A 23,934-nucleotide genomic window follows, 5' to 3' on the forward strand; every position below is an offset into this window, starting at 1 on the left:
ACGGTGCGCGGCGTCGACTTGTGCAACCTCATGTCCCTGCCTTCCTCGAATAGCGGTTGGTGCCGGCTCGCCCTCAGGTTCAGTCAGGCCAGTGCTGTGGGTAGTGCGAGGATCGTGAATCGGATGGCCCGACCCAGTAGGCACACCGCGGCGAACTCCCGGCGTCGAAGGCCCGCGGTACCGGCGGCGAGGCTGACCGCGGCCAGCGGGGGGATGCCGATGGCGGCCGAGACGAGCACGGTGGGCAGGCCGGTGCGTCGGCGCGAGAGCCAGCGCCGGATCGGGTCCGCCCAGCGGGCGGCCCGGGCGGTGACGCGACCCGACCGGGACCGCCGCGCGATTCGCTGAGCCAGCCCTCCCGTCGCTCGGCGCGCGGATTCGAACAGGAGCAGCTTGCCGGCCGTCTGCCCGAGCGCCAGGCCGAGCACGATGACAGCGGCGTGGCTGCCGCGCGCACCGGCGACCACGGCGAAGGCTTCGGCGTTGATGAGCGGGACCAGGGCTGAGGCGAGGCCGTAGCCCAGCGCGATGAGGGCCTCAAGCAGACTGCTCACGCCCGGCCCCGCCGGCCCAGCAGCCGGATCACCGAGGCGGTGGACCACAGTTTGACCGCGACGACGATGAGGGCGAGGCCCAGCGCGAGCAGGTACTGGCCGAACGCTACGGCCGCGATCACCCCCGCGGTGTTGGCGGCCTTCGCCGGCGGTGACCAGTTCAGTGCCCACACCCACCAGTCGACCAGGTGGAAGTCGTTGGGACTGACCAGCGGCCAGCACAGAAACGCCAGCGACAGGATGGTGTCCAACACCATGAACGACAGCAGGAACACCACGGCCACCACCGCGGCCTCGGGTATGAGGGTCACGAGGGTCAGGCACAGCACAGCGGTGCACGCGCGGTCGCTGACGATGTCGAACACGGCGCCGACCCGGGTCTCCTGCCGCAGGCGCCGGGCGCTCCAGCCATCGAGGACGTCGCCGAGCCAGTAGCAGCCGTACGCGGCCACGAGCAGCGTCCAGGATCCAGATACGAGCGCGGCGACGCCCACGGCGACAGCGACGGCGGTACGGACCGCGGTGATGATGTTGGGCACCGTGCGGAACGAGCCGATCTGGAGGACGGCGCGGGAGTCGGTAACAGTCACCCCCGCAGCCTCCCGTCGCGGACTATCCCGGCGGAACGGGCCGGGGTGCCGACCCGCTGGCGGGTGGATGGCACCGTGGTGCCAGCCGATCTCGTACCGGGGTACCTGGTCGGCCGGGGGACGGTTCGTGGACACTGGGCGGGTGGTCACCGTGGTCCGGGAGTGGGTGCGTAGCCCCGAGCGGGTGCGCCGGCTCGCCTACGGCGCGGCGGGCCTGCTCGTCGCCCTCGTTATCACCACCGTCGATGGCGGCCTGTCCGTCCCGACCCACTGGGTGTGGCTGGTGATGCCGATCGGTCTGCTGGCCGTGCCGTTGCCGCCGCGGTACCGGGCGATCGTTTATGCGGTCTGTGCCGGGTTCGTGGCCATCGTGAGTACCGGCGAATCGGTGCAATTGGGCCTCGCCGCCGCCGCCTTCGTCTTCCTCTCGACCTGCCAGGACCCCGCCCGACACCCCTGGCTGGGCTGGGTGGCGGGCCTGGTCGGCGCCGCCGGCGCCCTCGCTCACGCGTTGACCGACCAGCGGGGCATGTACGAGCAGCCGGCCGTCTTCGTCGCCGCCGGCTACCTGGCCGCGGCGCTGTTCCGGTCCTGGGCACAACGCCGGATGCTCAGCCGTGAGGCGAGCCGGCTGCGCGGCGAGGCGGCGTGGCTGCAGCAGCGCACCAACCTGGCCCGCGAGCTGCACGACGTGGTCGGCCACCACGTCACCGCGATGGTGGTCCAAGCCGAGGCGGGCCAGCTGAGCGACGACCCTGGGGCGGCGCTGCGCGCGATCGCGAACAGCGGCCGCACCGCATTGGGCGAATTGGACGCCCTCGTCGTTCACCTGCGGGACCCGAACGCCGCGATCGTGGTGAGCGCGCCGCCACGCCTGTCCGACATCGACGAACTGCTCGCCGCTCCGCTACGCCAGCAGGGTGTGACCGTGCGGGTGCGCCTCGACCCGGTCCCAGGCCTGGACGAGCTGGGCACGTTGACCATCTACCGCATCGCCCAGGAAGCTCTCACCAACATCGCGCGCCACGCCAACGCCACCGCCGCCTGGGTCGACGTGGCCCGCGTCGGCGACCGCGTACGCCTGAGCGTCAGCGACGACGGTACCGGCCCGCCCAAAGCACCAACCCGGGGCTCGGGCCTGCTCGGCATCGAGGAACGGGTGCGCGCCTGCGGTGGCAGCTGGGATCTCGACGAGCGCCCCGGCGGGGGCACTCTGCTGGCCGCCATCGTGCCGGCGGCCAAGCCGTGATCCGGGTCGCGATCGCCGACGACCAGCAGCTGGTACGCGACGGCTTCAGCCTCATCCTCCGCTCCCAGCCCGACATCGAGGTCGCCGCCGAAGCCGCCGACGGCCGGCAGTTCCTCGACGCGGTGCGCCGCGACCCGCGCATCGATGTCGCCCTCGTCGACATCCGCATGCCGGTCCTCGACGGACTGCAAGCCACTCGCGAGCTCCGCACCATCGCGCACCCCCCGGCCGTGGTCGTCGTCACCACCTTCGACGACGACGCGTACGTGCTGGACGCGGTCGCCGCCGGCGCCCGCGGCTTCCTGCTCAAGCGGTGCAGTGCCGGCGACCTGATCGCCGCGGTCCGCACCGTCGCCGCCGGAGAGGCGATCCTCTCCGCCGAGGTCACCGGCGCCGTACTGGACCGCCTACGCGCGACCGGACCCGGCCCTCGCAGGGACCTGACCGCGTACCAACTCACCGCGCGCGAGACCGACGTCCTCGCCCTGATCGGCGCCGGCCTGAACAACACCGAAATCGCCGCGCGCCTCTACCTGTCCATGAGCACCGTCAAGACCCACGTCACCAACGTGCTGGCGAAAACCGGCAGCCGCGACCGGGTGCAGGCCGCCATCCTCGCGATCCGCGCCGGCCTGACGCCGTGACCACCGCCGGGCAGGGCGCGGCACGCGACAGCGCCCGGCCGGCCCTGACTGGGAAGCGTCCGCGCCGGGCACCCGATGCGATCGGGTGGCCGGCGCGGCTTCGGCTATTGGACGCTGATCGGCGGGATCGTGGCCAGGCAACCGGTATCGGTCACCTTCCCGGTGGCGAGGAATTCCGACTGCAGTCCGGTCACGCAGGAGTTGGCTTGCGGGTCGGCCTCGGGGACATGGCCGGTGTTGGGTACCTCGATCAGCTGGGCGTGTGGGTACTGCTGGGCCGCTGCCCGCCCGTCCGCGGTCGGTGTGTTCGCGTCGAGGTCGCCGGACAGGACGAGTACCGGCACGTTGGGCAGCGGTAGATCGGTCGCCTGTGCCGCAACGTCGCGGTCAGGCCAGCGGAGGCAGAAGTTCCCGGCGTTGTAGATGCCGTCCGTCCAGGCCTGCGGGGTGAAGGGGGCGAATGTCGCCTGGTTCAACCGGTCACGGGCCTGGTCGTACTGGTGGGTGCGAGTCGGCACCGGCGCCCGTCGGTCCCACAGCGTCGGGTAGTCGTTGCAGCTCACCGACGCCCACGTCACGAGCCCGTAGACCTGGTCCGCGGCCTGGCCGTCGGACGAGGTCGAGCCGGTCGGTGGGGTGGACGGTCCGGCCTGGCGCGGGGCCTGGTCACTCGGTGGGGGCGGGAACACCGCCGCGGCGGCGGTGGTCAGCGGCGCGTAGTCGCCGTGCAGCGCCGCCGTGACCATGCCGGGGAGTTGCCCCATCTGGTCGCGGACTCCGACCAGGTCGTACGTGATGGCGGCCAGTGCGGTGTCGTCCATCGTCCGTGGGCCGTCCGGGGCGTTGTACGGCACCGGCCGGGTGTGCAGGCGATCGGCCAGGGTACCGAGGTCGGCGAGTACTCGGTTGCCGTCGCAGGTGCCGCCGCTGCGTTGGCACATCAGGTCGATCGCTCGGCGCATCGCCTGGGCGTTGGTGCGTTGCCACATATCGAGGTCCAGCGGCATGGCACTGGACAGGATGACGGAGTGCACCCGTTCGGGATGGCGCCCCGCGTACACGGTCATGAGGTATGTGCCGTACGACTCGCCGAGCAGGTCGAGCTTGCCGATGCCCAGGTGCGCGCGGACCGCGTCGAGGTCGTCGGCGGTAGCGGCAGTGGTGTAGAACCGGGTGTCGGTGCCCAGTTCACGGCCGCACGCCGCCACCGCGTCCACCAGTTGTGAGCGTACCGACGGAATGCTCGTTATCGACAGCGCCCGGCACTGCCGCGGTCCCGATCCTCCGGTGCCGCGTGGATCCATCAGGAGCAGGTCGTGGGTGTTGAGGATCGCGCCGAACTCGGCCAGGAACGCTTGCGGCTGCTGCGCCAGAGCGGGGATCCAGGCGATGCCCGGCCCGCCCTCGTTGAGCGCAACGGTACCGGCGGACTTACCGGTACCACGATGACGGAGCAGCAGGTACCGTATCGCCGTCTGCCCGGCCGCCGGATCGGCGCGGTCGAGCGGCACCTCGATGGTGCCGCAGTTGCTCTGTACGCCGGGAAGTTCTGGGCACGATGAGCGACTGGTCGCGGAAGCGGGCTGTCCTGGCTGGGCGCGAGCCTGCGCCGCGAACCCCGAGGTCGCGCCGACCGTGACGACTGCGGCAGCGGTGGCGACGACGGTGACCGTGCGCAGCCGGCCCCGCCGCGTCGACCAGCCGCGCCGCGACAGCGCCTTGCCGGGAAGGTTTACCGGTGATTCCATGTGCGTCGAGGCTAGGCACGGCGAACCGCGCCGACGATCCCGCCACCCGGTGAGGATAAGGTGGGGGTAGCCCCCGCTTCCGGATAACCCCACCATGAATGCGGCGGCGCACCGGATGGGTTGGCGGGTCTCCACTGCCTAGGTTCGAGGCATGACTCACCCCCGCACCGGCAGCCCAATGACCCGCCTGATCCACCAACTCGGCACCGACTCCGCCTACGTGATCGTCGGTTTCCCCATCGCGCTGGTCGGTCTCATCGCGACGCTGCCGCTATTTGTCCTGGGTGTCGGCACGATAGTCACCGTGGTCGGCTTCCCGCTCATCGCCGGCGCACTGTTCGCCGCCCGACGGATCGCCGACCTCGCCCGGCTGCGACTGCGCGCGGTGACCCGCGAGCCGTCGCCCCGCCCGGCCTACCGCAGCGCCCCGGCGGGCTCGGGCTTCTGGCGGCGAATTTTCGCCCCGCTGCGCGACGTCCAATCCTGGCTCGACCTGATTCACGCGGTCTTCGGTTGGATCCTGAGCACCATCAGCTTCGTGTTCACGATCGCCTGGTGGGCCGTCGCGCTCGGCGGCATCACGTCGGTCATCTGGGAGCGGTACATCCCGAACCCGACCGACGAACACGACCTCAACCATCTGCTTCGCATCTCCGACACGCTGTCCGGCCGGGTCGGGCTGTACACGGTCATCGGATTGTTCTTCATGATCACCCTGCCGCTGGTGGTCCGGGTGGCGGCGCTGGTACCGGCGCACTTCGGCAGGGCGTTGCTGACCGGTATCGCCGAGGTACAGAACCGGATCAGCGGACTGGAACAGCAGCAGCGGGACTCGGCCGTGGCCGCCGAGTGGACCGCGCTGCACCGGCTGCAGCGCGAAATTCGCGAGGGACAGCAGCAGGCCCTGGCCGGCCTGCCACGGACCTCGGACGGGCACGCCAGCAGCTGAACCCCATCACGCAGGCGGTCCGGCCGGCTCAGCGTTCCGGTGCCGGGGCCTATCGAGGTCGGTCTGACGACGCTCTGGCCGTAGCGCGCCACCAGTGGTGCGACGCCAGCGCGGCGAGCCCGGCGCCGGCGGCGTTGAGCAGTACGTCGTCCACAGAGGACACCCGGTCCAGCCGCAGGACGTACTGCGCGGCCTCGACCAGCACCGAGCAGCCCGCCGCGAGCGCCAGGATCCGCGGCACCGATGCCAGCGCCGTGAACCGCAACGGCGCGAAGAACCCCAGCGCGGCGAACACCAGCAGGTTGCCGACGATCTGGACCGTCGCCGCCGCCGCACCATCATGCGTGAGGATCGTGAACAGGTCCCGCAGCGGTACCAGGCTCACCCGAGCGGGGACGGCGCCGGCCTGGCTGCCCGGCAACAGGATCATCCACACCCACGGCACCGTCCCGTAGACGATGCCGACCTCGGCCAGCGACCTCTGCCACGCCCACCCCGGCGTGGCGCCAGCGGCCCTCCGACGGCGCGCCAGAGCCCACGCCGCCAGCGCGGCCAACGGCAGCACAACGACCGTGATGACCACCACGCCGGTGAACGTGCCGAACCAGCCCTGCCACCCGTTGAGCACGCTACCTCCGCTGGCGCAGTCAGTTCTCGTTCCGTCAGGTCGTCTGGTGGTCTTCGCGCGCAGGGGCAGGGAAAGAGCGGAACTCGACCACGGTCAGTCCGACCGCTGTGGCCGCCGCTTCGGCCCGCACGCGCCACTGCGCGAGAACCTCGTCCGGCACGTCGACGCCTGAGTCCACGTCGAGGTTGATGCTCCAGTCGTCTTGCTTGTCTTCGTCCCGCCACAGGTCCAGGACCAGCCCGCCGGGAATCTCCCGGGTACCCAGGTGCGCGTCCTCGCGGTCGGTCAGCCGGCCCATCCGGCGCAGCTCCAGCCGCCCGCGCAGCTCGTCCAGGCCCGCCTGGTCCAGCCGACCGGCGAGGACCAACAACCAGCGCCGCTTCGACCTCATCGCGCCCCCCATCGTCTCCGGGCTCATTGCCACGCCCGGCCCTGAACGGTGCTGCGGCCCACTGCTCCGGCCCATGCGCCACGTACAGGAATACCTGCCCGCCGCCGGCGAGCACCACGAACTCTCGCTGCGTCAGACACCCTATCCCGGTCAGCGGAAAGGCCAGGACCCCTTGCGGGGCGGCCGGGCGGTGATGATGACGTCGAGTGTTGTGGTCTGCGGAGCGCGTGCCACTGGGGCGTGGGATTGCTGGAGTAACGGACACGGATCAATTAGTCGTAGTGATCGGCCAGGCCGTGGCGGAGGACGGCGAAGGCGCGGCCGGCCGCCTCGACGGCGCCGGGATAGCGCTCCTGCGCGGTGGCGCCGGCCGCCAGGCAGCGGCGGTTGTCCTCGGCCAGGGTCCGGAGGATGGCGACGATCTGGCATGCGGCCAGCCGGGCGGTCCCCTCGACGGGCGAGGGGCAGGTCTTGTCCAGCGTCTCGGCGAGGGTCTGTTCAGCCTTGTTCTGGTAGAGCAGCAGCCGGCTCTGCAGTGACGGGGCCGATAGCACCATGTTGACGAAGGCGAGCGTGGGCGGACGGTCGTCGAGCCCGGTGACCGGGTCGCGGCGGGCCAGGCCGTCGAGGAAGTGATTGTGGAGCGCGTCGAGCGGGCTGCTGCCGGCCGCTCGGTCCGACACGGTGCGCGCCGGTTCGTCGGCGTGGTCGGCGAAGGCGCCGATGACCAAATCTTCCTTGCTCGGGAAGTACTTGAAGAGGGTGCGCTTGGAGACCTCGGCCGCGGCGGCGATCTCATCGACGCCGACGGCATGGAAGCCGGCGGCAAGGAATAGGCGGGTCGCCGCGTCCTGGATCGCCTCGCGGGTGCGCTGCGCCTGCCGCTGCCGTAACCCGGGATGATCCGTCATGCGGCTAGGGTACACTGGGTTGAAAAGTAGACCCGGTATACCATACGCTCACGGCATGGCTGACTACCTGAAGGGAACTGTCCGCTCCGCGGACGGGACGACGATTGGTTACCGGCAGTACGGCAGCGGCCCTGGGCTGATCGTCGTGCACGGTGGGATGAAGGCGGGACAGCACTTCTCGACGCTCGCTGCCGACCTCAGCGATCGATTCCAGGTGTACCTGCCGGACCGACGGGGGCGTGGACGCAGCGGATCGCACGGCACCGCCTTCGGGATGCAGCGCGAGGTCGAGGACCTCCAGGCGCTCGTCGCCGCCACAGGTGCCAGCCTCGTCTTCGGACACAGCTCCGGTGCGCTGGTCAGCCTGCGGGCCGCCTTGTCCATTCCCGCACTGGACCGCGTCGCTCTCTACGAGCCGCCGCTGCCGGTCCACGACTCGGTGCCGACGGAATGGCTGCCGCGCTTTGACCGTGAGATCGCCGTCGGCAGGCGCTCCGCCGCGGCGGTCACGGCCTTGAAAGGATTGCGCACCGAGCCGACGTTCTCGCGGCTCCCGCGATGGCTGCTGACCGGCGTCGGGGCAGTCGGCCTGCGTACCGAGCGCCCGCCCGACGACGAAGTGTCCATCGCCGAGCTGATCCCCACCATGCACTTCGACGTCCAGCTCATCCGGGAGATGGCCGACACCGCATCGAAACACGCGACGCTGAAGGTGCCCGTCCTACTCCTGGGCGGCACCAGGAGCCCGGACTATCTCAGCGTCGCACTCCGCGAACTGGCATCCGTGCTCCCGCGCGCGCAGCGGGTCACCCTGCACGGACTCGACCACTCGGGCCCCGAAGACGACGGCAGCCCGCTGGTGGTGGCCCAGGTTCTGCGCGACTTCTTCACCGCACCACGAAGGCCCGACCATGAACGCCAGACCGTGAAGTCCTGACCATGAGGGCCAGGGCGACGGGAGACGGTGACGCCACAGTTGGCGTGGCGCGGGTGGTGGCGGACCCATACCCGCCACCACCCGACCGCCAGCTTCGGCGAACGGACCGGTTATGCCGCGCGACCGTAGCCGTAGGCGTGGATGACGGTCAGTGTCACGGTGTTGCCCCGGCTGTCCGCGGCCGTGGCGCGCAACGACACGAACCCGCTGCCACCCGGGTCCGGTACCAGCGCCGCGCCGTTGCTCACCCTGACCGCCTTCCACGTGGCGCCGTCGTCGACCGACGCCTCGACCGTGAGCTTGGTGAGTTTGCCGACCGGTGCGCCGGCCTGTGGGATCGCCGCGACCGGCACCGCGACGACCCGGCCGGCCGGCGCGCTGTCGTCATCGTCGAGCGATGGGCTGAACCGGACCGTCCACAGCGGTAGTGCGGTCGGCCCGTTGGTGGGCGCGGAACCGAACGTCCAGGCGATGTCGGTCGTCGTCGACAGGACGAACGGTGCACCGCGCTCGGCGTGCAGCTCCAGCCGGTACGAGCCGTTCCCGTCGGGCATCGGCAGGGCGAGGCCGCGGTTCCCGTCAGCGCTGGCGATCTGGGTGCCGTCGCGGTACAGGGTGGCCGCGCTGGTGGAGCCGCTGGTATCGCCGGGGCGGCCGGCGCCGTCGCCGTAGAGCGGCACGTCCACCTGGAGCTGGTCGCCGGTACGGGTGATGCCCGCCGACATACCCAGGGCCGTCCTGGTGGGCAGCGACGGGGCGAACACGCCGGCGTTCCACCGCTCGTGGTAGGTGACCCCAGGCTGGTACGCGACGGGGTATTCCGGGGTGCTGTCCGCCGATGCCGCGCCGTCGGGGGAGGAACCGGAGAACTGCCCGGCCGACTCGATGCCGGGCCCGGCACTGTAGTACTCGGTGCGGTGCGACGGCAGATCGACGGGCAGGAGGGGTCCGAAGTCTCCCACGCCGAGCGTCGAGGATCCGGTCATCACGCTGCGCATGCCGACCTCGCCGGGGAACGAACGATCCAGGTCCACCCGCACCCGGGCCAGGTCGTGGTCGGCCACGGTGCGCTGGTACCCATTGACCATCCGCCCGGTCACCGGGAAGAACAGCGAGTAGAGGTACGGGCTGTTGGCGGTGCCACCGTTGGCGTCGGCCTTCGCTCACTGGCCGGCGACGATGGAGAAGAACGCGTCGTCGGTGGTGTCGGGGCCGATCCGGCCGGCGAACAAGTCGTTGAAAGACGTGCCGAGCGCGATCTGCCCGGCCGTCCCCTGTGGACGGTCGGTGTACGAGGCCACCTCGGCGTACACCTGTTGCGCCGAGGGTTGGGGCACGGTCACCGACAGTGGGCGCGCGGTCCGGGCGTCGGCGACGATCGTCAGCGGCCGGTCGACGTCGAGGTCGGGCTGTGTCAGCAGGGTCGCGCTCATGGTTGGCTTGCCGGAGCCGTCGGTGGCGTCCTCCGGGGTGAAAATGGTGCTGGACAGGGTGTAATGGCCCGTGGGCACCCGGAACGTGACGCTGTTGTTCGGGGCCTGGTCCAACCAGGTGAACTGCACCGTGGCGCTGTCGCGCTTGCTGAGCATGGTGGAGTAGCCCTGCGGTGCCGCGCCGTCGCGGTCCAGGTTCGTGATGGTCACGTCGTAGCTTTCGACCTCCTTGGTCACCGCCACCGGAGTGCGCACCACCGTGTCCCCGGCGGTGCCGGTCAGCCAGCCGCTGATGTAACCGTCCGGGCCCGCGACGCGGGTGTCGACGGTGACGGTGGCCGTCGCGTCGCCGCCGGCCGGCACCACGACCGACGCGGGGCTGACCGTGAACAGCCCGGCGGGTGCCGGCGTCCCGTCCGGGTTGATGGCCGCCACCGCCAGGTTCAGAGCGACGTCTGTCGATCCGTCGTTGTGGTAGCTGACGGTGGAGTCGCGTGCGGCGTCGTCCTGGTGCGGCCACTCCTGCGTGCCGAATCCGATGCTGGCCGGCGTGCTGGTCAGCGACTGGGTGATGGCGCGGGCCACGTCGACCCGCCCGGCTCCCTGCGCGTACGACCCGTACGCCGGGTTCGGCTTGGCCGAAGCCATCAGCGCCGCTTTGAGCTTCTGCCCCGACCAGTCGGGATGCTGTTGGGCCAGGATGGCCGCGGCGCCGGCGACGTGGGGAGCCGCCATCGAGGTACCCGACAGGGTCGTGTACGGGTCACCGGGGTTGCCGGGAACCTGGGTCGCGTCCTTGCCCCGCGCCGCCGTGATGTTCACGCCCGGCGCGGCGAGGTCCGGCTTCAACCTGCCGTCGCCGGTCGGTCCGCGACGGGAGAAGTCGGCCAGTGCGTCCTGGTCGTCGACGGCACCGACGGTCAGCGCGTCGGCGGCTGTACCGGGCGACCCGATGGCACCCTCGGTCACGCCGTCGGCGTTGCCCGCGGCGACCACGAACAGGGTGCCGTACTCGTCGCTGAGCGTCTGCACCGCCTGCTCGACCGGGTCCACCACAGTGGGATCGTCCTCGCCGTCCAGGCTGAGGTTGACGATCTTCGCGTGCTGGTCAGCCGCCGCCCACGTCATCCCGGCCAGCACCCAGGACTCGGCGCAGCCCCCGATGACGCAGACCTTGCCGTCGAGCAGCTTCGCGCCTGGCGCCACGCCCTTGTACTTGCCGTCCGACGCCGCGCCGGTGCTGGCGATGGTGGCCGCCACGTGCGTACCGTGGCCGGACAGGTCGGCGTCCGGCTCGGTGCCCTCGGTGAAGTTCCGCCGCCCGATCACCTGACCGGCCAGGTCGGGGTGGGTGTCGTCGATGCCGGTGTCCAGCACGGCAACGGTGGTACCCGCGCCGGTGTACCCGGCCGCCCACGCCGTCGGCGCGCCGATCTGCGGCACGCTTACGTCCAGGCTCGGCCGCAGCATCGCGTCCAGCCACACCTTGCTCACGTTCGAGCGCAGGGTGCGCGGGGCCGCTTCGCCACCGGTCAACGCCTGCCACGCCTGCGTCGCCGTGGCGTGCGGCTCGCGCACCGCGGCGCCGTTGACCGCCGGCAGGCTCACCGCCGCCGTCGTGCCGGTCACGGCGGCGGGTGCGCTGCGCGCCGCGGCGGTCGGCGCGCCGCCGGCCAGAATGAGGGGAAGCTGATCCTGGCTGTCGTAGCCCGCGGCCACCAGGCCGGTCACGTCGAACAGCCGCGGATCCAGGCGCCCGGCGGCCAACAACGGCCCCGCGTCGCTGGGCACCACGTGCACGTCACCGCCGGCGGTCGTGACGCTGAAGGTGACACCGGCCCGGCCGGGAGCGGCCTGGGCCGAGACATCGTCGCCGGCAATCGTCACCCGGTCGCCCGTAACCAGGGTCACCGTGTGCGCCGCGCCGGTGCCGGGGGCGGTGCCGGCGCCGGGCCGCGGCGTGGCCGGGGTGGCACCCGCCGGCGCGGCGGCGGTGATGACGGTCGCCGCCACCGCCGTCACCACCGTCAGCGCGATGGATGGTCGTCGGAACTGCACGCGTACTCCTTCTCCTTGCTCCGGGTAGGTGGGTTCGCGAACCTCTCACGCACCAGCGACGGCGGATGGTTGCATGCGATTTTGCCGAGGTCACCCGCGCGGCGTACCCGACGACCGACGGTTCAGTGTGGTGCCCTCGATGTCGATGTGCGGTAGGAGTCGCGCGATCCACGCCGGCAGCCACCAGGCGGACTTGCCGAACAGCGTCATCACGGCTGGCACGAGGGCCATGCGCACGATGAACGCGTCGGCGAGAATGCCGATGGCGAGGGCGAAGGCGATCGGCCGGATCGTCGCATCACCCTCGATCTCGCCGTTGCCGAATACCCCGACCATGATCAGAGCCGCGGCCACGACGGCCTTGGCCGCGTGCCGGAAGCCGCTGGCGACCGCGGTCCGGGCAGGCTCGCCGTGCGCGAACCGTTCACGCATGCCGGCCACGAGGAACACCTTGTAGTCCATCGAGAGCCCGAGGAGCACCCGGCCCGAAGCCGCGTGCCAAAAGGTCGCTGGCCTTGCGCTCGGTGGTCGAGCCGGATTGGGTACCGTCGTTGGTCAGGCCGAGCCGAAGGTGCGGCACGGGTACCGCGAGGTCACCGACTGCGGCGACCGCGGTCAGGGCCGCCCTGCTCAGGGCGGCGGCGGCCCGGCGGCGCAGGCCGACCGGGCGGGTGACGACCTTCCGGCGAGAGTCGTGGCACGGCGGCGGGGTGCCCCGGCACTCCGGGGTACCCCGCCCACCGATGCCGGCTCAGCCGACGCTCAGCGTGTAAATGCCCTGGCCGTACCAGTAGGAGCTACCCGAGCTCTTGTAGGACGGGCCCGCGTACTTGAAGATCCCGCCCGGCACCACGTAGGCCGGGGCGTACACGTTGCCGGCGGGCAGGCCGCCGCCGGTGTTGTTGCCCGGGATGAGCTTGTTGTCGCCATAGGCGAACTTGCTGGCCGCCGTGACGAGGGTGGCGCCGGAGTTCAACGTCGTGCCCGACGCGACGGCGATGGCCCAGGACACCATCACCTCGTTACCGGTTGGCAGGAACCGGAAGGACACGTGCCCGGTGATGCCGGCCGGGAAACTGCTGTACGTCGACCATCCGCCGGGCAGCGTGGTGTCCCCGCCGGTCTGCCCCGTGAAGTTGAAGATATTGCCGTTGTTGTTCGACGGGCTGAAGGTGTTGCCGGCCGCGCCGAAGTGCAGGGCGCCGTAGCAGCCGCTGATGGCGTTGTTCTTGCTCGTGCCGAACGCGATGGTCTGCGGCGTGTAGGACCCCGAGCCGCACTCCACGCCGATGTCCACCAGGCTGTCCACGATGCCGGAGTAGCTGGTGTAGCCGTTGACGCTCTGGGAACCGGTCAGCCGCAGGGCCGCCGAACTCACCGCGGTCTTGCTCGAACCGAAGTTGCCCCGGATCTTCAGCGAGCCGTTGGTGATGAACGCCCCGTTTCGGAACACCACCCCGTCGAAGCTCGCGTCCCACTGGTCAATGTAGATGTCCAGGTCGCAGCGCTCGAAGCTGCCGCTACTCGTGGTGGAGGTGCCGCTCGTCCAGTCGAAGACCACGTGGCTGGCGCAGTCCTGTGCGTAGATCCGGCCGAAGAGCTGCTCGGCCCAGTAGTAGTTGTTGTCGAAGTGGACGCCGATGCTGCCGGCCTTCCTGAAGCTCTGCACGGTCAGGTCGACCTCGTACTGCAGCACGTCGCCCAGGTGCAGGCCGGTCGAGCCGGCTCCCGCGTTGGCCCCGTCGATCGTGAGCCCGGCGAAGCCGCCCCCGAACTTCGTCCTGGCGAGGTAGGTCGAGCTGTCGTAGACGCGGAAGCAGTCGCCGGTGCCGAAGAACGAGATGATGGTCGCCCAGGCGCCGTCGCCCACGAAGTAGACCGGCGCCGACACCGACGGCGCACAGGTCACCGTGCTCTCGATCTTGTAGTTGCCGGCCGGGATGTAGACCACGCCGCCGCCGGCCTGGGTGACCGCCGCGACCGCCTCGTTGAAGGCATCGGCGGAGTCGTTCGCCCCCGTCGGGTCGGCGCCGTGGGCCGTGACGTTGACCCAGTCCGGGGTGGTCGTCGTCGCGGCGTCGGCCGGCGTCGCGCCGGTGGCCTCGGTGACCGCGACCGCGGCGCCGCCCGCGAGCAGTCCGGTCGCGCCCATCTTCAGCAAGGACCGGCGCGAAGACGGACGGCTGGGCCCGCCATGGAGGTTGGATGCCAAGGGAGATTCTCCTCGTAGGTGCGAGTCGGTCACTGCCGCCCCGCCCCACCGCTTCCGACAGCATCGGGGCCGGGGCCGACATGCTCGGCGCCCACTCAACACGGGCCAGCTACGGGCTGGCTATGGAACAACTACGGGTGAGCCCGCGGGCCTTCACCACCACCGGCCGCCGGTGAGCGCGATGGCCCGACCGCAGACCAGCGCCCCGACTCTCGTCTCCACGGTGTCCTCGTCGGCTGGCTCACCACCTGGGCGGCCCGGTATCCGCCGCGCGAGGGCCCGCGAGCCTCGCTGATGCGGCCGCTGGCCGGATCCGGGCGCCAGTGGGTGGAGGCGGCCACCCTGCCACCCAGCAAGATCTATAGCCCTGCGCGACAGCGCCGCTGTTCGGCGGTGCTGTCGCGCCGCGGGATCGGGCGGAACGCTGTGGGATCAGGGGGACGCTGGGGATCGGGGGAATGTTGTGCCGGTGGCGAGGCCCTGAGGTCGAATCATCAGGGCGAGTCCGCTGAACGCTGCGGCGCCCCGCGAGGTTGGCGGGACGCCCAGATCCAGTTCGTAGTGCCCACGGCGGAGGTTCTTGAAAAGCGTGCCGGGCGATGATCACCCGGGCTGTGCGGTCGGGGCGCGGTCCGCGCCTCGCTCGCAGGCGGTGTTTGGGCGCCCGTCCAGGACGAGCAGCCCCAACCACGCGGTCTTAGGGCTGATTACTCAGAGGGGGCGGACGTTGTCGGCCTGCGGGCCCTTCTGGCCCTGGGTGACGTCGAATTCGACCTTCTGGCCTTCGGCGAGCTCGCGGTAGCCGCTACTGGCGATGGCAGAGTAGTGGACGAAAACGTCGGCGCCGCCGCCGTCCTGCGCGATGAAGCCGAAACCTTTTTCCGAGTTGAACCACTTCACGGTGCCGGTTGCCATTTGACTACTCCTGTTCGGGTGGACGGTCACTGATGCGCCGTCGCAAGGACACTACCCTGTGGCGGCCAGGTGTGGCGTTACCGGTACGCGAAACGTCGGGGTTCAGCGCACGGGTGGGCCGCCGGTCAGTCATGCTTAACCCCGTGACGAGTCCGGCAGGCGCAATGGCCTATCTTGAGGACGAACTGATCGCACCGGATTTCGCAGGTCCGGATCGGCTCCGTTTGGTCCAGACACCCTTGGTCCCTGAGGTGCTCCTCCATCTGGCGGAGGATGCCGTCGTGTGGTGGGCCCGGATGGAGGCCGAGCTGGGCACCGTGTTGACGGCCCCGTTCTGGGCTACCGCCTGGCCGGGCGGGCAGGCGCTGGCCCGCTACCTGCTGGATCATCCGCAGACGGTCGCCGGCAAGCGGGTACTGGACGTGGCGTCGGGGTCTGGCCTGGTGGCCATCGCCGCGGGGCTGGCGGGCGCCGGGACGGTCACGGCGAACGACGTCGACCAGTACGCCCTGGCCGCGATCACACTGAACGCGCGGGCCAACGGCGTGGCGGTTACGGCGTGCCCGGGTGATCTGCTCGACGGCGACGGCGGCGACGCCGACGTGGTGCTGGCAGGTGACGCCTTCTACAGCGAGGCGATCGCGCACCGGATGTGGCCGTTCCTCCGACGCGCCGCCGCGCGAGGTGCCCAGGTGCTCGTCGGCGACCCCGGCCGCGGACATCTGCCGGCCGATCAGCTGACGACCGTGACCAGCTACCCGGCCGCGGTCACCGACGCCCCGGTGGAGCCGCAGATCAGCCGGATCAGCGTTCTTCAACCGCGATGACCCCGCCTGCGATGAACACCGCGGCGGCCCGGCCGCGGGCAGCCTAGGACAAATCAGGTTCAAGCCCCACGGGCCGGCGTGGTCAGTGCGGGTCCGCCTCGGCTGCGCCCTGCCGGCGGCGGGCTCGCGAGGTGCGCAGGTTGATGGCGTTGCCGCAGACCAGGACGTTGTGCCAGACGCCGATGTTGTTGCGCGACCGGTCGTAGAAGGCGGTGCCGCACTCGGGGCTGCGGCAGACCTTCAGCCGCGGCCATTGGTTGTTCTGCTGGGCCAGTAGCGACTCGGTCAGCAGCAGCGACGCGACGAGGCGCCAGCCCGTGCCGTGCGGGCTGGCGATGACCGTACCGTCGCCGGTCTGCCGCAACTGGACGGAGACGCCGGCCTCAACGATCCAGCCGGGCGCGTCGCCGTCGTCGCGGTGGCGCAGGCCGTGCCGGAGCCTCGACCGAAGGTCGGCCAGTTTCTGCAGGTCACGACCGGTGAACACGATCGGCGGGTGCTGACCGCCCCCGGTGATCGGTTCCCGCCCGGCCAAGTGTGAGCTGAACCACTGCTGCGCGGTGGGGATGTCGGCGAGCAGGTCGGGCCGGCCGGCGGCATCGGTGTTGACGAAGTCCTGTACCACGAAGAGGCCGCCGGGCGCGGGTGAGACGCCGAGACGCTCACTGGCGTTGGAGCTCATCAGCTCAGTGTAACGACTCGGCCCGCATCCCGGCGACATAATCGTATGGCTTACGATTATGTCGCCGGGCACTGTTTCCACGCAGTACGAGGGCTCCCGCCGGGTCCGTCGGGAGTGCCGCCGCCAGCGCGTTGGCGCAGGCGCCCGCTCAGCTGGCCGCCCAGCGGGCCTGTCCGTTGGATGCCGACGTGCCGCCGTCGACGGGCAGGATCACGCCGTTGACGTAGCGGGCAGCGTCGGAGGCGAGGAAGAGCACCACGGGGGAGATGTCGTCGGTCTCGGCGATGCGTCCGAGCGCGACGCGCGCCTCGGACTGTGCCCGCAGTCCCGGGTCCCCGGTGAACGCGGCGACCGGCTCGGTGTTGGTGAGCGATGGGGCTATCGCGTTGACGCGGACGCCCTTGGCGCCCCAGTCGAGGGCGAGCGCCTGGATGAACAGCGAGACGGCCCCCTTGGCGGCGTTGTAGACGGGCATGCCCCAGTCGGCGCGCAGCCCGGAGACGCTGGAGGTGGCGATGAAGCTGCCCCCGGTGGCCGCCAGGTGCGGCAAGGTCGCCTTGGCGAGGTGGAAGAAGCCGCTCAGATTGGTGCGCAGCGACAGTTCCCAGTCCTCCGGGTCCACGGCGGTGACGTCGCCGGGGATGAAGCTGGCGGCGTTACTGACCACCACGTCGAGGTGTCCGTGGTCGCGGATGATGGCCTCGATCAGCTCGTCGACCTGGGCGGCGTCGCCAACGTCGGTCGAGGCGGCCGAGGCGTTCGCGCCGAGCAGCGCACGGGCGGCGTCGAGGCGCGCCTGGGAGCGCCCGGCGATGACCACGTGCGCACCGGCGTCGGCGAAGTCGCGGGCGATCTGCAGGCCGATGCCACTGCCACCACCGGTGATCAGGACGACCTGGCCGGTGAAGTCGAATGCGGCTGTGTTGGGCATGGTGATCCTTCGTTTTCTGATGAGCGGAGCTGGTCGCAACGGCCGGTCGGGTTGGTGACATGGTCGTCGCCGGTTCGATCGGTGACGCAACCGTAGTGCCTTCGCCTACGTCATCGGTACCCGATGTGACTTAGCCCAAAGTTGTACGGTCATGTCGCTCGCGTGCGCTAGGTTCCTCAGCTGGACCCAGGCTCGCGACGGAAGGATCACGGGTGGACAACGCGGCCGACTTCGCCGACCACCACGGCGATGGTCGGCTGTGTGCCGTACGCCCGATCTGCGAGGTTCGCCCGATGTGGACGGGCGATGTCGGCGGCTGGCGACCAGTCAGCGGCTCGCCTGGCCGCCCACGAGAACGGAGACGATCATGAGATTGCTCTACGCCGGAGCCGGTGCGGTCGGCGGTTTCCTCGCCGCCCGCACGCTCGCCGCCGGGCACGACGTCACGGTGCTCGCGCGGCCCGCCCGCGCGCGGCGACTGCGCGCCGACGGGGTGCGTCTCACCGGTGTGACCACGACGGTGGCTCGTCCCGCGATCGCCACCGCCGACCAGCTCACCGACGCGTTCGACGCCGTGACCATCGCTGTCAAGGCCGACGCTCTGGACGCTCTGTTGACCGAGATCGCCCCGGCTGTCGGCCCGCATACGCTCGTCGTGCCGTTCCTCAACGGCATGGCTCACGTCGACACCTTGACGGACAGATTCGGCTCGGCCGTCGTCGGCGGCGTTCTACGAATCGCGACGGACCTCGATGCCGACGGCGCGATCCGCGTGCTGAGTTCGCTGTTCGAGGCCGAGATCGGCGAACTCGACGGCACTGTCGGGACCCGCCTGGACCGGCTGGCGGCCGCGTTGCGTTCAGCCGGCGCAGCGGTGACGGTCAGCCGCACCATCATCGACGACATGTGGGCCAAGTGGGTGTACATCGCCAGCATCGGCGCCATCACGGGAATGCTGCGCGCACCGATCGGCGCGGTCGTCGGCGCGCCGGGCGGAGACCACTTCGCACGTACCGTCGTCGCCGAGGCCGCATCGACGGCTGCCGCCGCGGGCCATCCCATTGCGGCCGACCGCTTGGAACTTACGGTACGGACGGCCACCACCGCGGGCTCGCCGATGACGTCGTCACTGTCCCGCGATGTACTGGCCGGCCGGCGCACCGAGGTCGACGCCGTGCTCGGCGATCTGACCGAGCGGGCCCGCGCTGCCGGCGTCGGCACCCCCGCCCTGGACGCCGCCACCCTCGCCCTGCGCGTGCACAACCTGCGGATGCGAGACTGACTGCCGTCCGGCAGCGGTGCCGCGCTCAGCGCAGGGTGATGCCGGTGACGTCCACGCTGATCGGCATCAGCGAGCGATTGGGCGTGCCGTCCTCGTTACGTACGAAGACCTCGTGCTTCGTGGTGATCACCGCACCGTCGACGGTGGCGTGTTCGGGCTGGTAGTGCGCGGTCGGCGATGCCCCATTGACTTCGGGTTCGTAGTCCAGCCGGACGAGATTGCCGCCGGCGTTGAAGTAGTACAGCTGGGTGGTGCTGTGCACGTCGATGGTCTCCGGGAAGGTGACCCTGAGGACATGCCAGCTCTCGCCATTCTCGGCCCACGGCTCCGTTTCCGCGACCTCGACCCCGGGGTAGGTGAAGACGTAGGCCTCGATGAGATAGAGCCAGGTCGCGTAGGCGCGGAAGTAGGCGGCCTGCCGAACGCTCCATTTGCTCTCACCGGTGAAGCCGTCGAAGCTGGCCCGGGGGTGCTCAAGCCGATCGACGATGCCGTCCGGCTCGGTCACCGTCACGACGTCGGACTCTTTGTCCCACTCGATGACGCGGCCCGACGGCTGCGCCAGCCGGATGTGCTGGCGATGGACGTCCGCCACGACCTGGTCGGTACTGGCGAGGTCGGCGACGCCCTTGAGCGCCCAGAACGGACCACCGTACGTGACGTCGGCCTCGACGGTGGTCGCCCGGCGCCAGTGCGGCAAGCCGTGCGCCTCTTGAATCCGCTCGGTCAGCGGGGACATGTGAGCTGCTCCTTCCGGTTCTGCGGGTAGGGCGTGACTAGCCGATCATGAAGTACGCACCACCCGGCACCCAGGTCCACGCCACTGCCTACGTCGGCCAAGGCGCGTTCGGCCTGGTTGTGCTGCTTGTGGCGCACCCGGCCGAGCGCCGGTGGTCACCGAGTCCGGCCGTTTCCGCAGCGTGCGCCTTGTTGGTCATTCCTACCCGGCAGCTACCCAAACCTTGACATATCAAGGAATCAACGGAACTGGCCCTCCTTTCCGATCGTGTGAATGGCCGTCGCGTGTCGTGCGCGGATCGAGATGTTCAGGACGGCCTGCGGTGGTCGATACTTGGCGACATGTGGGCCCGATGGCTAGCGTTGGCCGCAACGATCTGGACAGGTGCCTACGTCGCGGCCTACCTGGTTCTGGTGCGCCACGGCGGTAACTCACCGGCCTGGTGGTACATCGGGCTGCTCGCGATCGGCGTGGCGCCGTTGATCGTGACAGTTGCCGGCTGGTTATCGCGGCTGGCGTTGGTCGCGAGCGCGGTCGTGCTTGCGCTCGCAATGCTGGTCGGGCTGCTGTCGATCGGGATCTTCCTGCTGCCGTCGGCCGTGTGCGTGATCGTGGCCGCGTCCCTCATGAAGCCGACGTCCCGGACGGTGTCCGGGGTTGGGTAGGAGCCAGATCTCAGTCCGTTGATTCCACGGCAGCTGGCGGCGAATGGCTGGTCGTACCCAAAACCTGCCGCCAGGTCGCCCACCGGCCCGTACACTGCGCGCTCACCTGGCGCACTCGTTGCGAGGACGCTTGGGCGCACCGCCCGTGTGGATGTGGGTCGGCACAGTCGGGCGCAGAAGGTGCTGCTGTTCGGCATCACCGCCGCGGCGACGCGCCAACCGCCGCGACACTCCCGGTTCTTCCTAATCGCTGTACCGGCGAAAGGTCGGGCTCAGGAGGCGCGGTTGGGGCGCATCCACTGGTCGAAGTTCCGCCTCGGGCGCCGGACCACGAGGTCCCCGCCACCGTGCAGCCGGCCGGAGACCTCCACCCGCAGGAACGTCGGCGTGGCGCCGTCGGACTGTGCCCGCAGGTCGAAGTCGCCCAACCGCGCGTCGAGGTCCTCGGCGACGACCTTGATGCCCGGCTGGACCACCAACGTCAACTCGCTGCCCAGGCCCAGATCGACGTCCAGGTGCACCGTGTCGACGTCGATGACCGCCTCGGTGAAGTCCAGCCGCACATTACCCGCGGTGAGACGGACCTCGATCCTGCGGGAAACAATCCACGGCCCTTCGCGCACGACGGTGCCGAAGCGCCGGTCGATGCGCATCAGGTCGAGCGTGCCGCTGTCCGGTCCGTGCGAGGTGCGCCGGCCCTCGCCGGGTTCCTGGTGCGTCAGCGCCTCGTCGGTCTTGGTGGCTGTGTCGGTTCCGGTTCCGGTGTACGTCGTGATTTCCATGCCCATGACGCTACGGAGCGTGGAACCGGGGCGGTATCTGTCTGGCCGTACGGTCGGGTGGGCCTGGCCCCACTCCGAGCCCCGCGCGAGCCGCGATACATTTTCCCGTCATTGACGGCCATGTTGGAATGGTCGGATGACCAACTTCGTCCGAGAACCCTTGAACGTCCGGGACCGGCGGCAGACCGAGTTCGAGGAGGTAGCGCTCGGGTTGCGGGCGCGGGCGGCTGAGGAACCCGGGGCCCTCACCCACCGCTCGCCCTGTGCGCCACTCGCCCCCGAACTCGTCGCTGGGTCGTCCGCACCTCCCCGGGTGACTGCCCATCCCGACGTGCTCGGCACCGACTGAGGTAGCGGTGTCGCGAATCCCCCGGCGCGAGGGGCGGCGCAGCTCGTGGAGCGCCCTCGGCGCTTCACGGCCCCTGTCCATCGCCGCCGGACTCCTGGCCACCTTGACCGTCGTGATCCTCTCACCGTTCTTGCTCGGCGTACTCAAGGTCTTCGACGGCACGGACTGGGCGAGGCTCAGCGAGATCGGACAGACGTACGGTGCCATCTCGGCGGTCCTCTCCGCCCTGGCGCTGGGAGCAGTGGCGGTTTCCGTTGCCATTCAAGCGAGGCAGGCGAAGGCTGACCAGATTCAAGCGGTACGCGGATTCCATCTCGATCTCGTCCGCATGCAGTTGGACGACCTCCCGACGTACCTCCCATGCTGGGGTCCGCTCGACCTGCCAAGCCCGACGTCTCAACGGCGGCACATATATACCAACCTCGTATTCTCCTACGGGTCGATGGGCTACAACGTCGGCGAAATCTCGGAACCCTGGCTCCGGGACATGCTGGGTGGAATGTTCCAGGGCGAGTCCGCCAGGCGGTACTGGCTCATGGCTCGGACGGCCTGGATCGCCTCTGCTGGGACGAACCGGCGAGGCCGCCGATTCGTCGGCATCGTCGATGACGAGTACCGCCGTGCGGAGGAGGCGGGCCCGCCAGTGATCGCCGCCGCGCAGCCAACCGTTGTCCAGGCAGCGAGCACCGAACCTGAGCGGCAGGTGAGCGCTTCGATCCAGAAATCGCGCGGCGTCGCCGCGGGAAGTCTCCTCCTCGGGGCCGGCGTAGGTGTTCTGATCGGGCTCGCGCTCGACCGTCGGCAACGTGGTGGCCGACGAGGGCGCTGAAAAGCTCAGGCCGCGGGCAGCCGGCAGCCGGCAGGGGTCAGCACCTGTCACTATCGCACCATCGCCCCTCGAGACGCCCTGGCAGAAGGCGAGGGGCGATGGCGGTATCGGTCCGGTGCGGAGCCGGACGCCGGTACCGGTCAGGTCAGGCCGGTGAAGCTGGCATGAGCGGCAATCGCCTTGATGAGGAATCGGCAGGGGTCCGCGACCTCGTGCGGCGCGCCGTGGTTGTCCACGTATCGGTAGTGGTCCAGGTAGTGGCAGCCGGTATCCCGGTACCCGAGCCGACGGTACAACGCCGCGGCTCGTTCGTTGTGTTCGTCGACGCCCAGCCCGATCCGGTGCTGGCCGCGCTGTAGCGCGCGTTGCTCAGCCGCGGCGATGATCGCCGTGCCGATGCCCTGCGACTGCCGCGCGGCAACCACGGCCAAGCCGTTGATCTCCGGGCAGTCGGGGAACCTGTCACGGACGTCCGGCTCCTTGGCCCCCTGCCATAGCACCTCGCCGGAGCCGACGGGGGCGTCGTCCAGGTAGGCGATCAGGAAGGTGCTGAAGCCTTCGCCCTGGCGGTGGAAGCGGGCTTCATGGTAGCGGTTGCGGCCGGTAGGCACGTGATGCTCGAGTACGGCGACGTCTTGTTCTCGGCACTGCCTGACGATCAGCTGCCGGGGTTGCTCGCGCATCCAGCGCATGTTAACGATGGTCGATGAGCGGCGCCACCGATTAACCGCTTACGCGTCCCGTCGATCGTGACCGAGTGCCGCGCGGAGCTGGTTGAGCCACTGTATGCCCAGCTGGCGCCCGTTCGGGAGTTGGTCGTTCCGATCCCAACGCCAGGCGGTGGCTATCGCCAGCGTGAGGATCCGGCACTGGCGAAGCAGATCTGGATCAGCCGCTGGATAGTGTTCGCCGACCTCATCCGGCGCATGGGCGATGTCGAATTCAACGGGTCCGCGGCAGCAGGTCTCCAGGTCGATAAATAGCTGCCCGGTCCTCGTCCTGAGCACGTTGCCCGGGTGCGGCTCACCATGCAGGAACTGCTCGTCGGCGCCGCGGTCGCCGATCGCGCGGCTCAGGCGGGTCAGTGTGTCGCTGAGCAGTCCGCGCTGCCCCTCACCAAGCTCCGGGCTGCGCGCCGGGTCGCCGATCAGCCGTTGCGCCTGCGCGACTCGATCAGTGAAATGCGGCGCGGAAACGTCGATCTGCCGCATGCCGGAGTGCAGCCGCACGAGCGACCGCGCGTACTCGGCCGGCGCGAGGTCGGGTGGTGGCACAGGTTCGTAGTACCTCCAGAGGGTGACCGCGAAGCCGTCGCGCACGTGTACGCGGGGCTCGACGCGAGGCTCGAGCTCAGCCACCGGGCTGTCGGTCTCGGCGAGCCGCCGAGCGACCTCGACTTCGAACTCGGCACGTGCCTGGTGCGCGACATACGCGACCCGCGCAAGAACGCCACAGGGCTGCAGGCGCACAGCGATCCGATTCGAGTCGTGCAGGACAACGGCGTCATCGACTCTCAGGTCGAGCGCGGTGGCCGTGGACCCGGCCGCGGCCACCCCTCGCGGAACGTCTGATGCCTTCATCGCGCCTCGTCCCCTCTGCTTCGTGCGGCCGACCACGGCGGAGCGACAG

At 70.1% G+C, this 23,934-nt stretch carries 26 protein-coding genes; 9 read left to right on the top strand and 17 right to left on the bottom strand.

Annotation, left to right across the window (positions count from 1 at the left end; all coding sequences use genetic code 11):
• Nucleotides 1–83: 83 nt before the first annotated feature.
• Nucleotides 84–554 (bottom strand): VTT domain-containing protein, encoded by a 471-nt coding sequence (locus ABEA87_RS16890; protein ID WP_345630604.1) that lies wholly within the window; start codon nt 552–554, stop codon nt 84–86.
• The gene (locus ABEA87_RS16895) at nt 551–1,144 is read right to left on the bottom strand and encodes a CDP-alcohol phosphatidyltransferase family protein (RefSeq protein WP_345630606.1); all 594 of its coding nucleotides are present in this window, start codon (nt 1,142–1,144) and stop codon (nt 551–553) included. Before ABEA87_RS16895 ends, ABEA87_RS16890 begins: the two co-directional genes overlap by 4 nt.
• Nucleotides 1,145–1,271: 127 nt before the next feature.
• Here ABEA87_RS16895 and ABEA87_RS16900 point away from each other — a divergent pair, with 127 nt between their 5' ends.
• Together ABEA87_RS16900 and ABEA87_RS16905 are read left to right on the top strand one after the other, a co-directional pair.
• A complete protein-coding gene (locus tag ABEA87_RS16900; protein ID WP_345630607.1) occupies nt 1,272–2,393 on the top strand; it encodes a sensor histidine kinase in 1,122 nt (373 codons plus the stop codon).
• On the top strand, nt 2,390–3,037 hold the full coding sequence (locus ABEA87_RS16905; protein WP_345630609.1) for a response regulator transcription factor: 648 nt from the start codon (nt 2,390–2,392) through the stop codon (nt 3,035–3,037). Before ABEA87_RS16900 ends, ABEA87_RS16905 begins: the two co-directional genes overlap by 4 nt.
• Before the next feature lie 104 nt (nt 3,038–3,141).
• Here the strand turns inward: ABEA87_RS16905 and ABEA87_RS16910 are convergent, their stop codons facing one another.
• Nucleotides 3,142–4,785, bottom strand: coding sequence for an alpha/beta hydrolase (locus ABEA87_RS16910; protein ID WP_345630610.1), 1,644 nt, complete (start codon nt 4,783–4,785; stop codon nt 3,142–3,144).
• Nucleotides 4,786–4,936: 151 nt separating this feature from the next.
• Between ABEA87_RS16910 and ABEA87_RS16915 the strand changes: the two genes are divergently transcribed.
• Nucleotides 4,937–5,734: a sensor domain-containing protein gene (locus ABEA87_RS16915; protein WP_345630612.1), complete on the top strand. Its 798-nt coding sequence runs from the start codon at nt 4,937–4,939 to the stop codon at nt 5,732–5,734.
• A gap of 49 nt (nt 5,735–5,783) precedes the next feature.
• Here ABEA87_RS16915 and ABEA87_RS16920 read toward each other — a convergent pair whose 3' ends face one another.
• The 3 genes from ABEA87_RS16920 to ABEA87_RS16930 form a co-directional block, all read right to left on the bottom strand.
• Nucleotides 5,784–6,362 (bottom strand): VanZ family protein, encoded by a 579-nt coding sequence (locus ABEA87_RS16920; RefSeq protein ID WP_345630613.1) that lies wholly within the window; start codon nt 6,360–6,362, stop codon nt 5,784–5,786.
• Nucleotides 6,363–6,396: 34 nt separating this feature from the next.
• Entirely contained in the window at nt 6,397–6,753 is a 357-nt protein-coding gene (locus tag ABEA87_RS16925) for a hypothetical protein (protein ID WP_345630615.1), read from the bottom strand.
• 272 nt (nt 6,754–7,025) lie between these two features.
• On the bottom strand, nt 7,026–7,664 hold the full coding sequence (locus tag ABEA87_RS16930; protein ID WP_345630617.1) for a TetR/AcrR family transcriptional regulator: 639 nt from the start codon (nt 7,662–7,664) through the stop codon (nt 7,026–7,028).
• A gap of 55 nt (nt 7,665–7,719) precedes the next feature.
• Between ABEA87_RS16930 and ABEA87_RS16935 the strand changes: the two genes are divergently transcribed.
• Entirely contained in the window at nt 7,720–8,601 is an 882-nt protein-coding gene (locus tag ABEA87_RS16935; RefSeq protein ID WP_345630619.1) for an alpha/beta fold hydrolase, read from the top strand.
• Nucleotides 8,602–8,711: 110 nt separating this feature from the next.
• On the opposite strand, the gene ABEA87_RS16940 is transcribed toward ABEA87_RS16935, so the two are convergent.
• From ABEA87_RS16940 to ABEA87_RS16960, 5 genes are all read right to left on the bottom strand, one after another.
• Nucleotides 8,712–9,689, bottom strand: coding sequence for a hypothetical protein (locus tag ABEA87_RS16940; RefSeq protein ID WP_345630621.1), 978 nt, complete (start codon nt 9,687–9,689; stop codon nt 8,712–8,714).
• A 75-nt stretch (nt 9,690–9,764) separates the two neighbouring features.
• Nucleotides 9,765–12,092: a S8 family serine peptidase gene (locus tag ABEA87_RS16945; protein WP_345630622.1), complete on the bottom strand. Its 2,328-nt coding sequence runs from the start codon at nt 12,090–12,092 to the stop codon at nt 9,765–9,767.
• A 90-nt stretch (nt 12,093–12,182) separates the two neighbouring features.
• Nucleotides 12,183–12,572 carry an MMPL family transporter gene (locus tag ABEA87_RS16950; protein ID WP_345630624.1) on the bottom strand — a complete coding sequence of 130 codons (390 nt, stop codon included), beginning with the start codon at nt 12,570–12,572 and terminating at the stop codon, nt 12,183–12,185.
• Between the two features lie 271 nt (nt 12,573–12,843).
• The gene (locus tag ABEA87_RS16955) at nt 12,844–14,244 is read right to left on the bottom strand and encodes a glycosyl hydrolase family 28-related protein (RefSeq protein WP_345630626.1); all 1,401 of its coding nucleotides are present in this window, start codon (nt 14,242–14,244) and stop codon (nt 12,844–12,846) included.
• A 771-nt stretch (nt 14,245–15,015) separates the two neighbouring features.
• Nucleotides 15,016–15,219, bottom strand: coding sequence for a cold-shock protein (locus tag ABEA87_RS16960; RefSeq protein ID WP_345630628.1), 204 nt, complete (start codon nt 15,217–15,219; stop codon nt 15,016–15,018).
• A 131-nt stretch (nt 15,220–15,350) separates the two neighbouring features.
• On the opposite strand from ABEA87_RS16960, the gene ABEA87_RS16965 reads away from it, so the two are divergent.
• Nucleotides 15,351–16,046 (top strand): class I SAM-dependent methyltransferase, encoded by a 696-nt coding sequence (locus ABEA87_RS16965; protein WP_425570898.1) that lies wholly within the window; start codon nt 15,351–15,353, stop codon nt 16,044–16,046.
• Between the two features lie 82 nt (nt 16,047–16,128).
• On the opposite strand, the gene ABEA87_RS16970 is transcribed toward ABEA87_RS16965, so the two are convergent.
• On the bottom strand, nt 16,129–16,728 hold the full coding sequence (locus ABEA87_RS16970) for a CGNR zinc finger domain-containing protein (RefSeq protein WP_345630631.1): 600 nt from the start codon (nt 16,726–16,728) through the stop codon (nt 16,129–16,131).
• 148 nt (nt 16,729–16,876) lie between these two features.
• Nucleotides 16,877–17,659 carry a meso-2,3-butanediol dehydrogenase gene (budC, locus tag ABEA87_RS16975; RefSeq protein WP_345630632.1) on the bottom strand — a complete coding sequence of 261 codons (783 nt, stop codon included), beginning with the start codon at nt 17,657–17,659 and terminating at the stop codon, nt 16,877–16,879.
• A 367-nt stretch (nt 17,660–18,026) separates the two neighbouring features.
• On the opposite strand from budC, the gene ABEA87_RS16980 reads away from it, so the two are divergent.
• Complete coding sequence (locus ABEA87_RS16980; RefSeq protein WP_345630634.1) at nt 18,027–18,941, top strand: 2-dehydropantoate 2-reductase; 915 nt, start codon at nt 18,027–18,029, stop codon at nt 18,939–18,941.
• Nucleotides 18,942–18,966: 25 nt separating this feature from the next.
• On the opposite strand, the gene ABEA87_RS16985 is transcribed toward ABEA87_RS16980, so the two are convergent.
• Nucleotides 18,967–19,680, bottom strand: coding sequence for a hypothetical protein (locus tag ABEA87_RS16985; RefSeq protein ID WP_345630635.1), 714 nt, complete (start codon nt 19,678–19,680; stop codon nt 18,967–18,969).
• Between the two features lie 362 nt (nt 19,681–20,042).
• Between ABEA87_RS16985 and ABEA87_RS16990 the strand changes: the two genes are divergently transcribed.
• Nucleotides 20,043–20,345: a hypothetical protein gene (locus tag ABEA87_RS16990; protein WP_345630637.1), complete on the top strand. Its 303-nt coding sequence runs from the start codon at nt 20,043–20,045 to the stop codon at nt 20,343–20,345.
• A 272-nt stretch (nt 20,346–20,617) separates the two neighbouring features.
• Here the strand turns inward: ABEA87_RS16990 and ABEA87_RS16995 are convergent, their stop codons facing one another.
• Nucleotides 20,618–21,127 (bottom strand): hypothetical protein, encoded by a 510-nt coding sequence (locus ABEA87_RS16995; protein ID WP_345630639.1) that lies wholly within the window; start codon nt 21,125–21,127, stop codon nt 20,618–20,620.
• 136 nt (nt 21,128–21,263) lie between these two features.
• Between ABEA87_RS16995 and ABEA87_RS17000 the strand changes: the two genes are divergently transcribed.
• Both ABEA87_RS17000 and ABEA87_RS17005 read left to right on the top strand, forming a co-directional pair.
• A complete protein-coding gene (locus tag ABEA87_RS17000; RefSeq protein WP_345630641.1) occupies nt 21,264–21,476 on the top strand; it encodes a hypothetical protein in 213 nt (70 codons plus the stop codon).
• Between the two features lie 112 nt (nt 21,477–21,588).
• Nucleotides 21,589–22,305, top strand: a complete 717-nt coding sequence (locus ABEA87_RS17005) for a DUF6082 family protein (protein ID WP_345630677.1) — start codon at nt 21,589–21,591, stop codon at nt 22,303–22,305.
• Nucleotides 22,306–22,445: 140 nt separating this feature from the next.
• Here the strand turns inward: ABEA87_RS17005 and ABEA87_RS17010 are convergent, their stop codons facing one another.
• The gene (locus ABEA87_RS17010) at nt 22,446–22,988 is read right to left on the bottom strand and encodes a GNAT family N-acetyltransferase (RefSeq protein ID WP_345630643.1); all 543 of its coding nucleotides are present in this window, start codon (nt 22,986–22,988) and stop codon (nt 22,446–22,448) included.
• 48 nt (nt 22,989–23,036) lie between these two features.
• Complete coding sequence (locus tag ABEA87_RS17015) at nt 23,037–23,858, bottom strand: phosphotransferase family protein (protein WP_345630645.1); 822 nt, start codon at nt 23,856–23,858, stop codon at nt 23,037–23,039.
• Nucleotides 23,859–23,934: the final 76 nt, after the last annotated feature.

This window comes from Rugosimonospora acidiphila, assembly GCF_039543385.1.
In the GTDB taxonomy this organism is placed as follows: domain Bacteria; phylum Actinomycetota; class Actinomycetes; order Mycobacteriales; family Micromonosporaceae; genus Rugosimonospora; species Rugosimonospora acidiphila.

Coding starts and splice junctions, on each gene's coding strand:
- budC (WP_345630632.1), bottom strand. CDS start 17,659: ATGCCCAACACAGCCGCATTCGACTTCACCGGCCAGGTCGTCCTGATC.
- ABEA87_RS16940 (WP_345630621.1), bottom strand. CDS start 9,689: ATGGTCAATGGGTACCAGCGCACCGTGGCCGACCACGACCTGGCCCGG.
- ABEA87_RS16915 (WP_345630612.1), top strand. CDS start 4,937: ATGACTCACCCCCGCACCGGCAGCCCAATGACCCGCCTGATCCACCAA.
- ABEA87_RS16980 (WP_345630634.1), top strand. CDS start 18,027: ATGAGATTGCTCTACGCCGGAGCCGGTGCGGTCGGCGGTTTCCTCGCC.
- ABEA87_RS17010 (WP_345630643.1), bottom strand. CDS start 22,988: ATGCGCGAGCAACCCCGGCAGCTGATCGTCAGGCAGTGCCGAGAACAA.
- ABEA87_RS16965 (WP_425570898.1), top strand. CDS start 15,351: ATGCTTAACCCCGTGACGAGTCCGGCAGGCGCAATGGCCTATCTTGAG.
- ABEA87_RS16960 (WP_345630628.1), bottom strand. CDS start 15,219: ATGGCAACCGGCACCGTGAAGTGGTTCAACTCGGAAAAAGGTTTCGGC.
- ABEA87_RS16935 (WP_345630619.1), top strand. CDS start 7,720: ATGGCTGACTACCTGAAGGGAACTGTCCGCTCCGCGGACGGGACGACG.
- ABEA87_RS16995 (WP_345630639.1), bottom strand. CDS start 21,127: ATGGAAATCACGACGTACACCGGAACCGGAACCGACACAGCCACCAAG.
- ABEA87_RS16985 (WP_345630635.1), bottom strand. CDS start 19,680: ATGTCCCCGCTGACCGAGCGGATTCAAGAGGCGCACGGCTTGCCGCAC.
- ABEA87_RS16930 (WP_345630617.1), bottom strand. CDS start 7,664: ATGACGGATCATCCCGGGTTACGGCAGCGGCAGGCGCAGCGCACCCGC.
- ABEA87_RS16955 (WP_345630626.1), bottom strand. CDS start 14,244: ATGGGCGCGACCGGACTGCTCGCGGGCGGCGCCGCGGTCGCGGTCACC.
- ABEA87_RS16910 (WP_345630610.1), bottom strand. CDS start 4,785: ATGGAATCACCGGTAAACCTTCCCGGCAAGGCGCTGTCGCGGCGCGGC.
- ABEA87_RS16970 (WP_345630631.1), bottom strand. CDS start 16,728: ATGAGCTCCAACGCCAGTGAGCGTCTCGGCGTCTCACCCGCGCCCGGC.
- ABEA87_RS16925 (WP_345630615.1), bottom strand. CDS start 6,753: ATGAGGTCGAAGCGGCGCTGGTTGTTGGTCCTCGCCGGTCGGCTGGAC.
- ABEA87_RS17000 (WP_345630641.1), top strand. CDS start 21,264: ATGACCAACTTCGTCCGAGAACCCTTGAACGTCCGGGACCGGCGGCAG.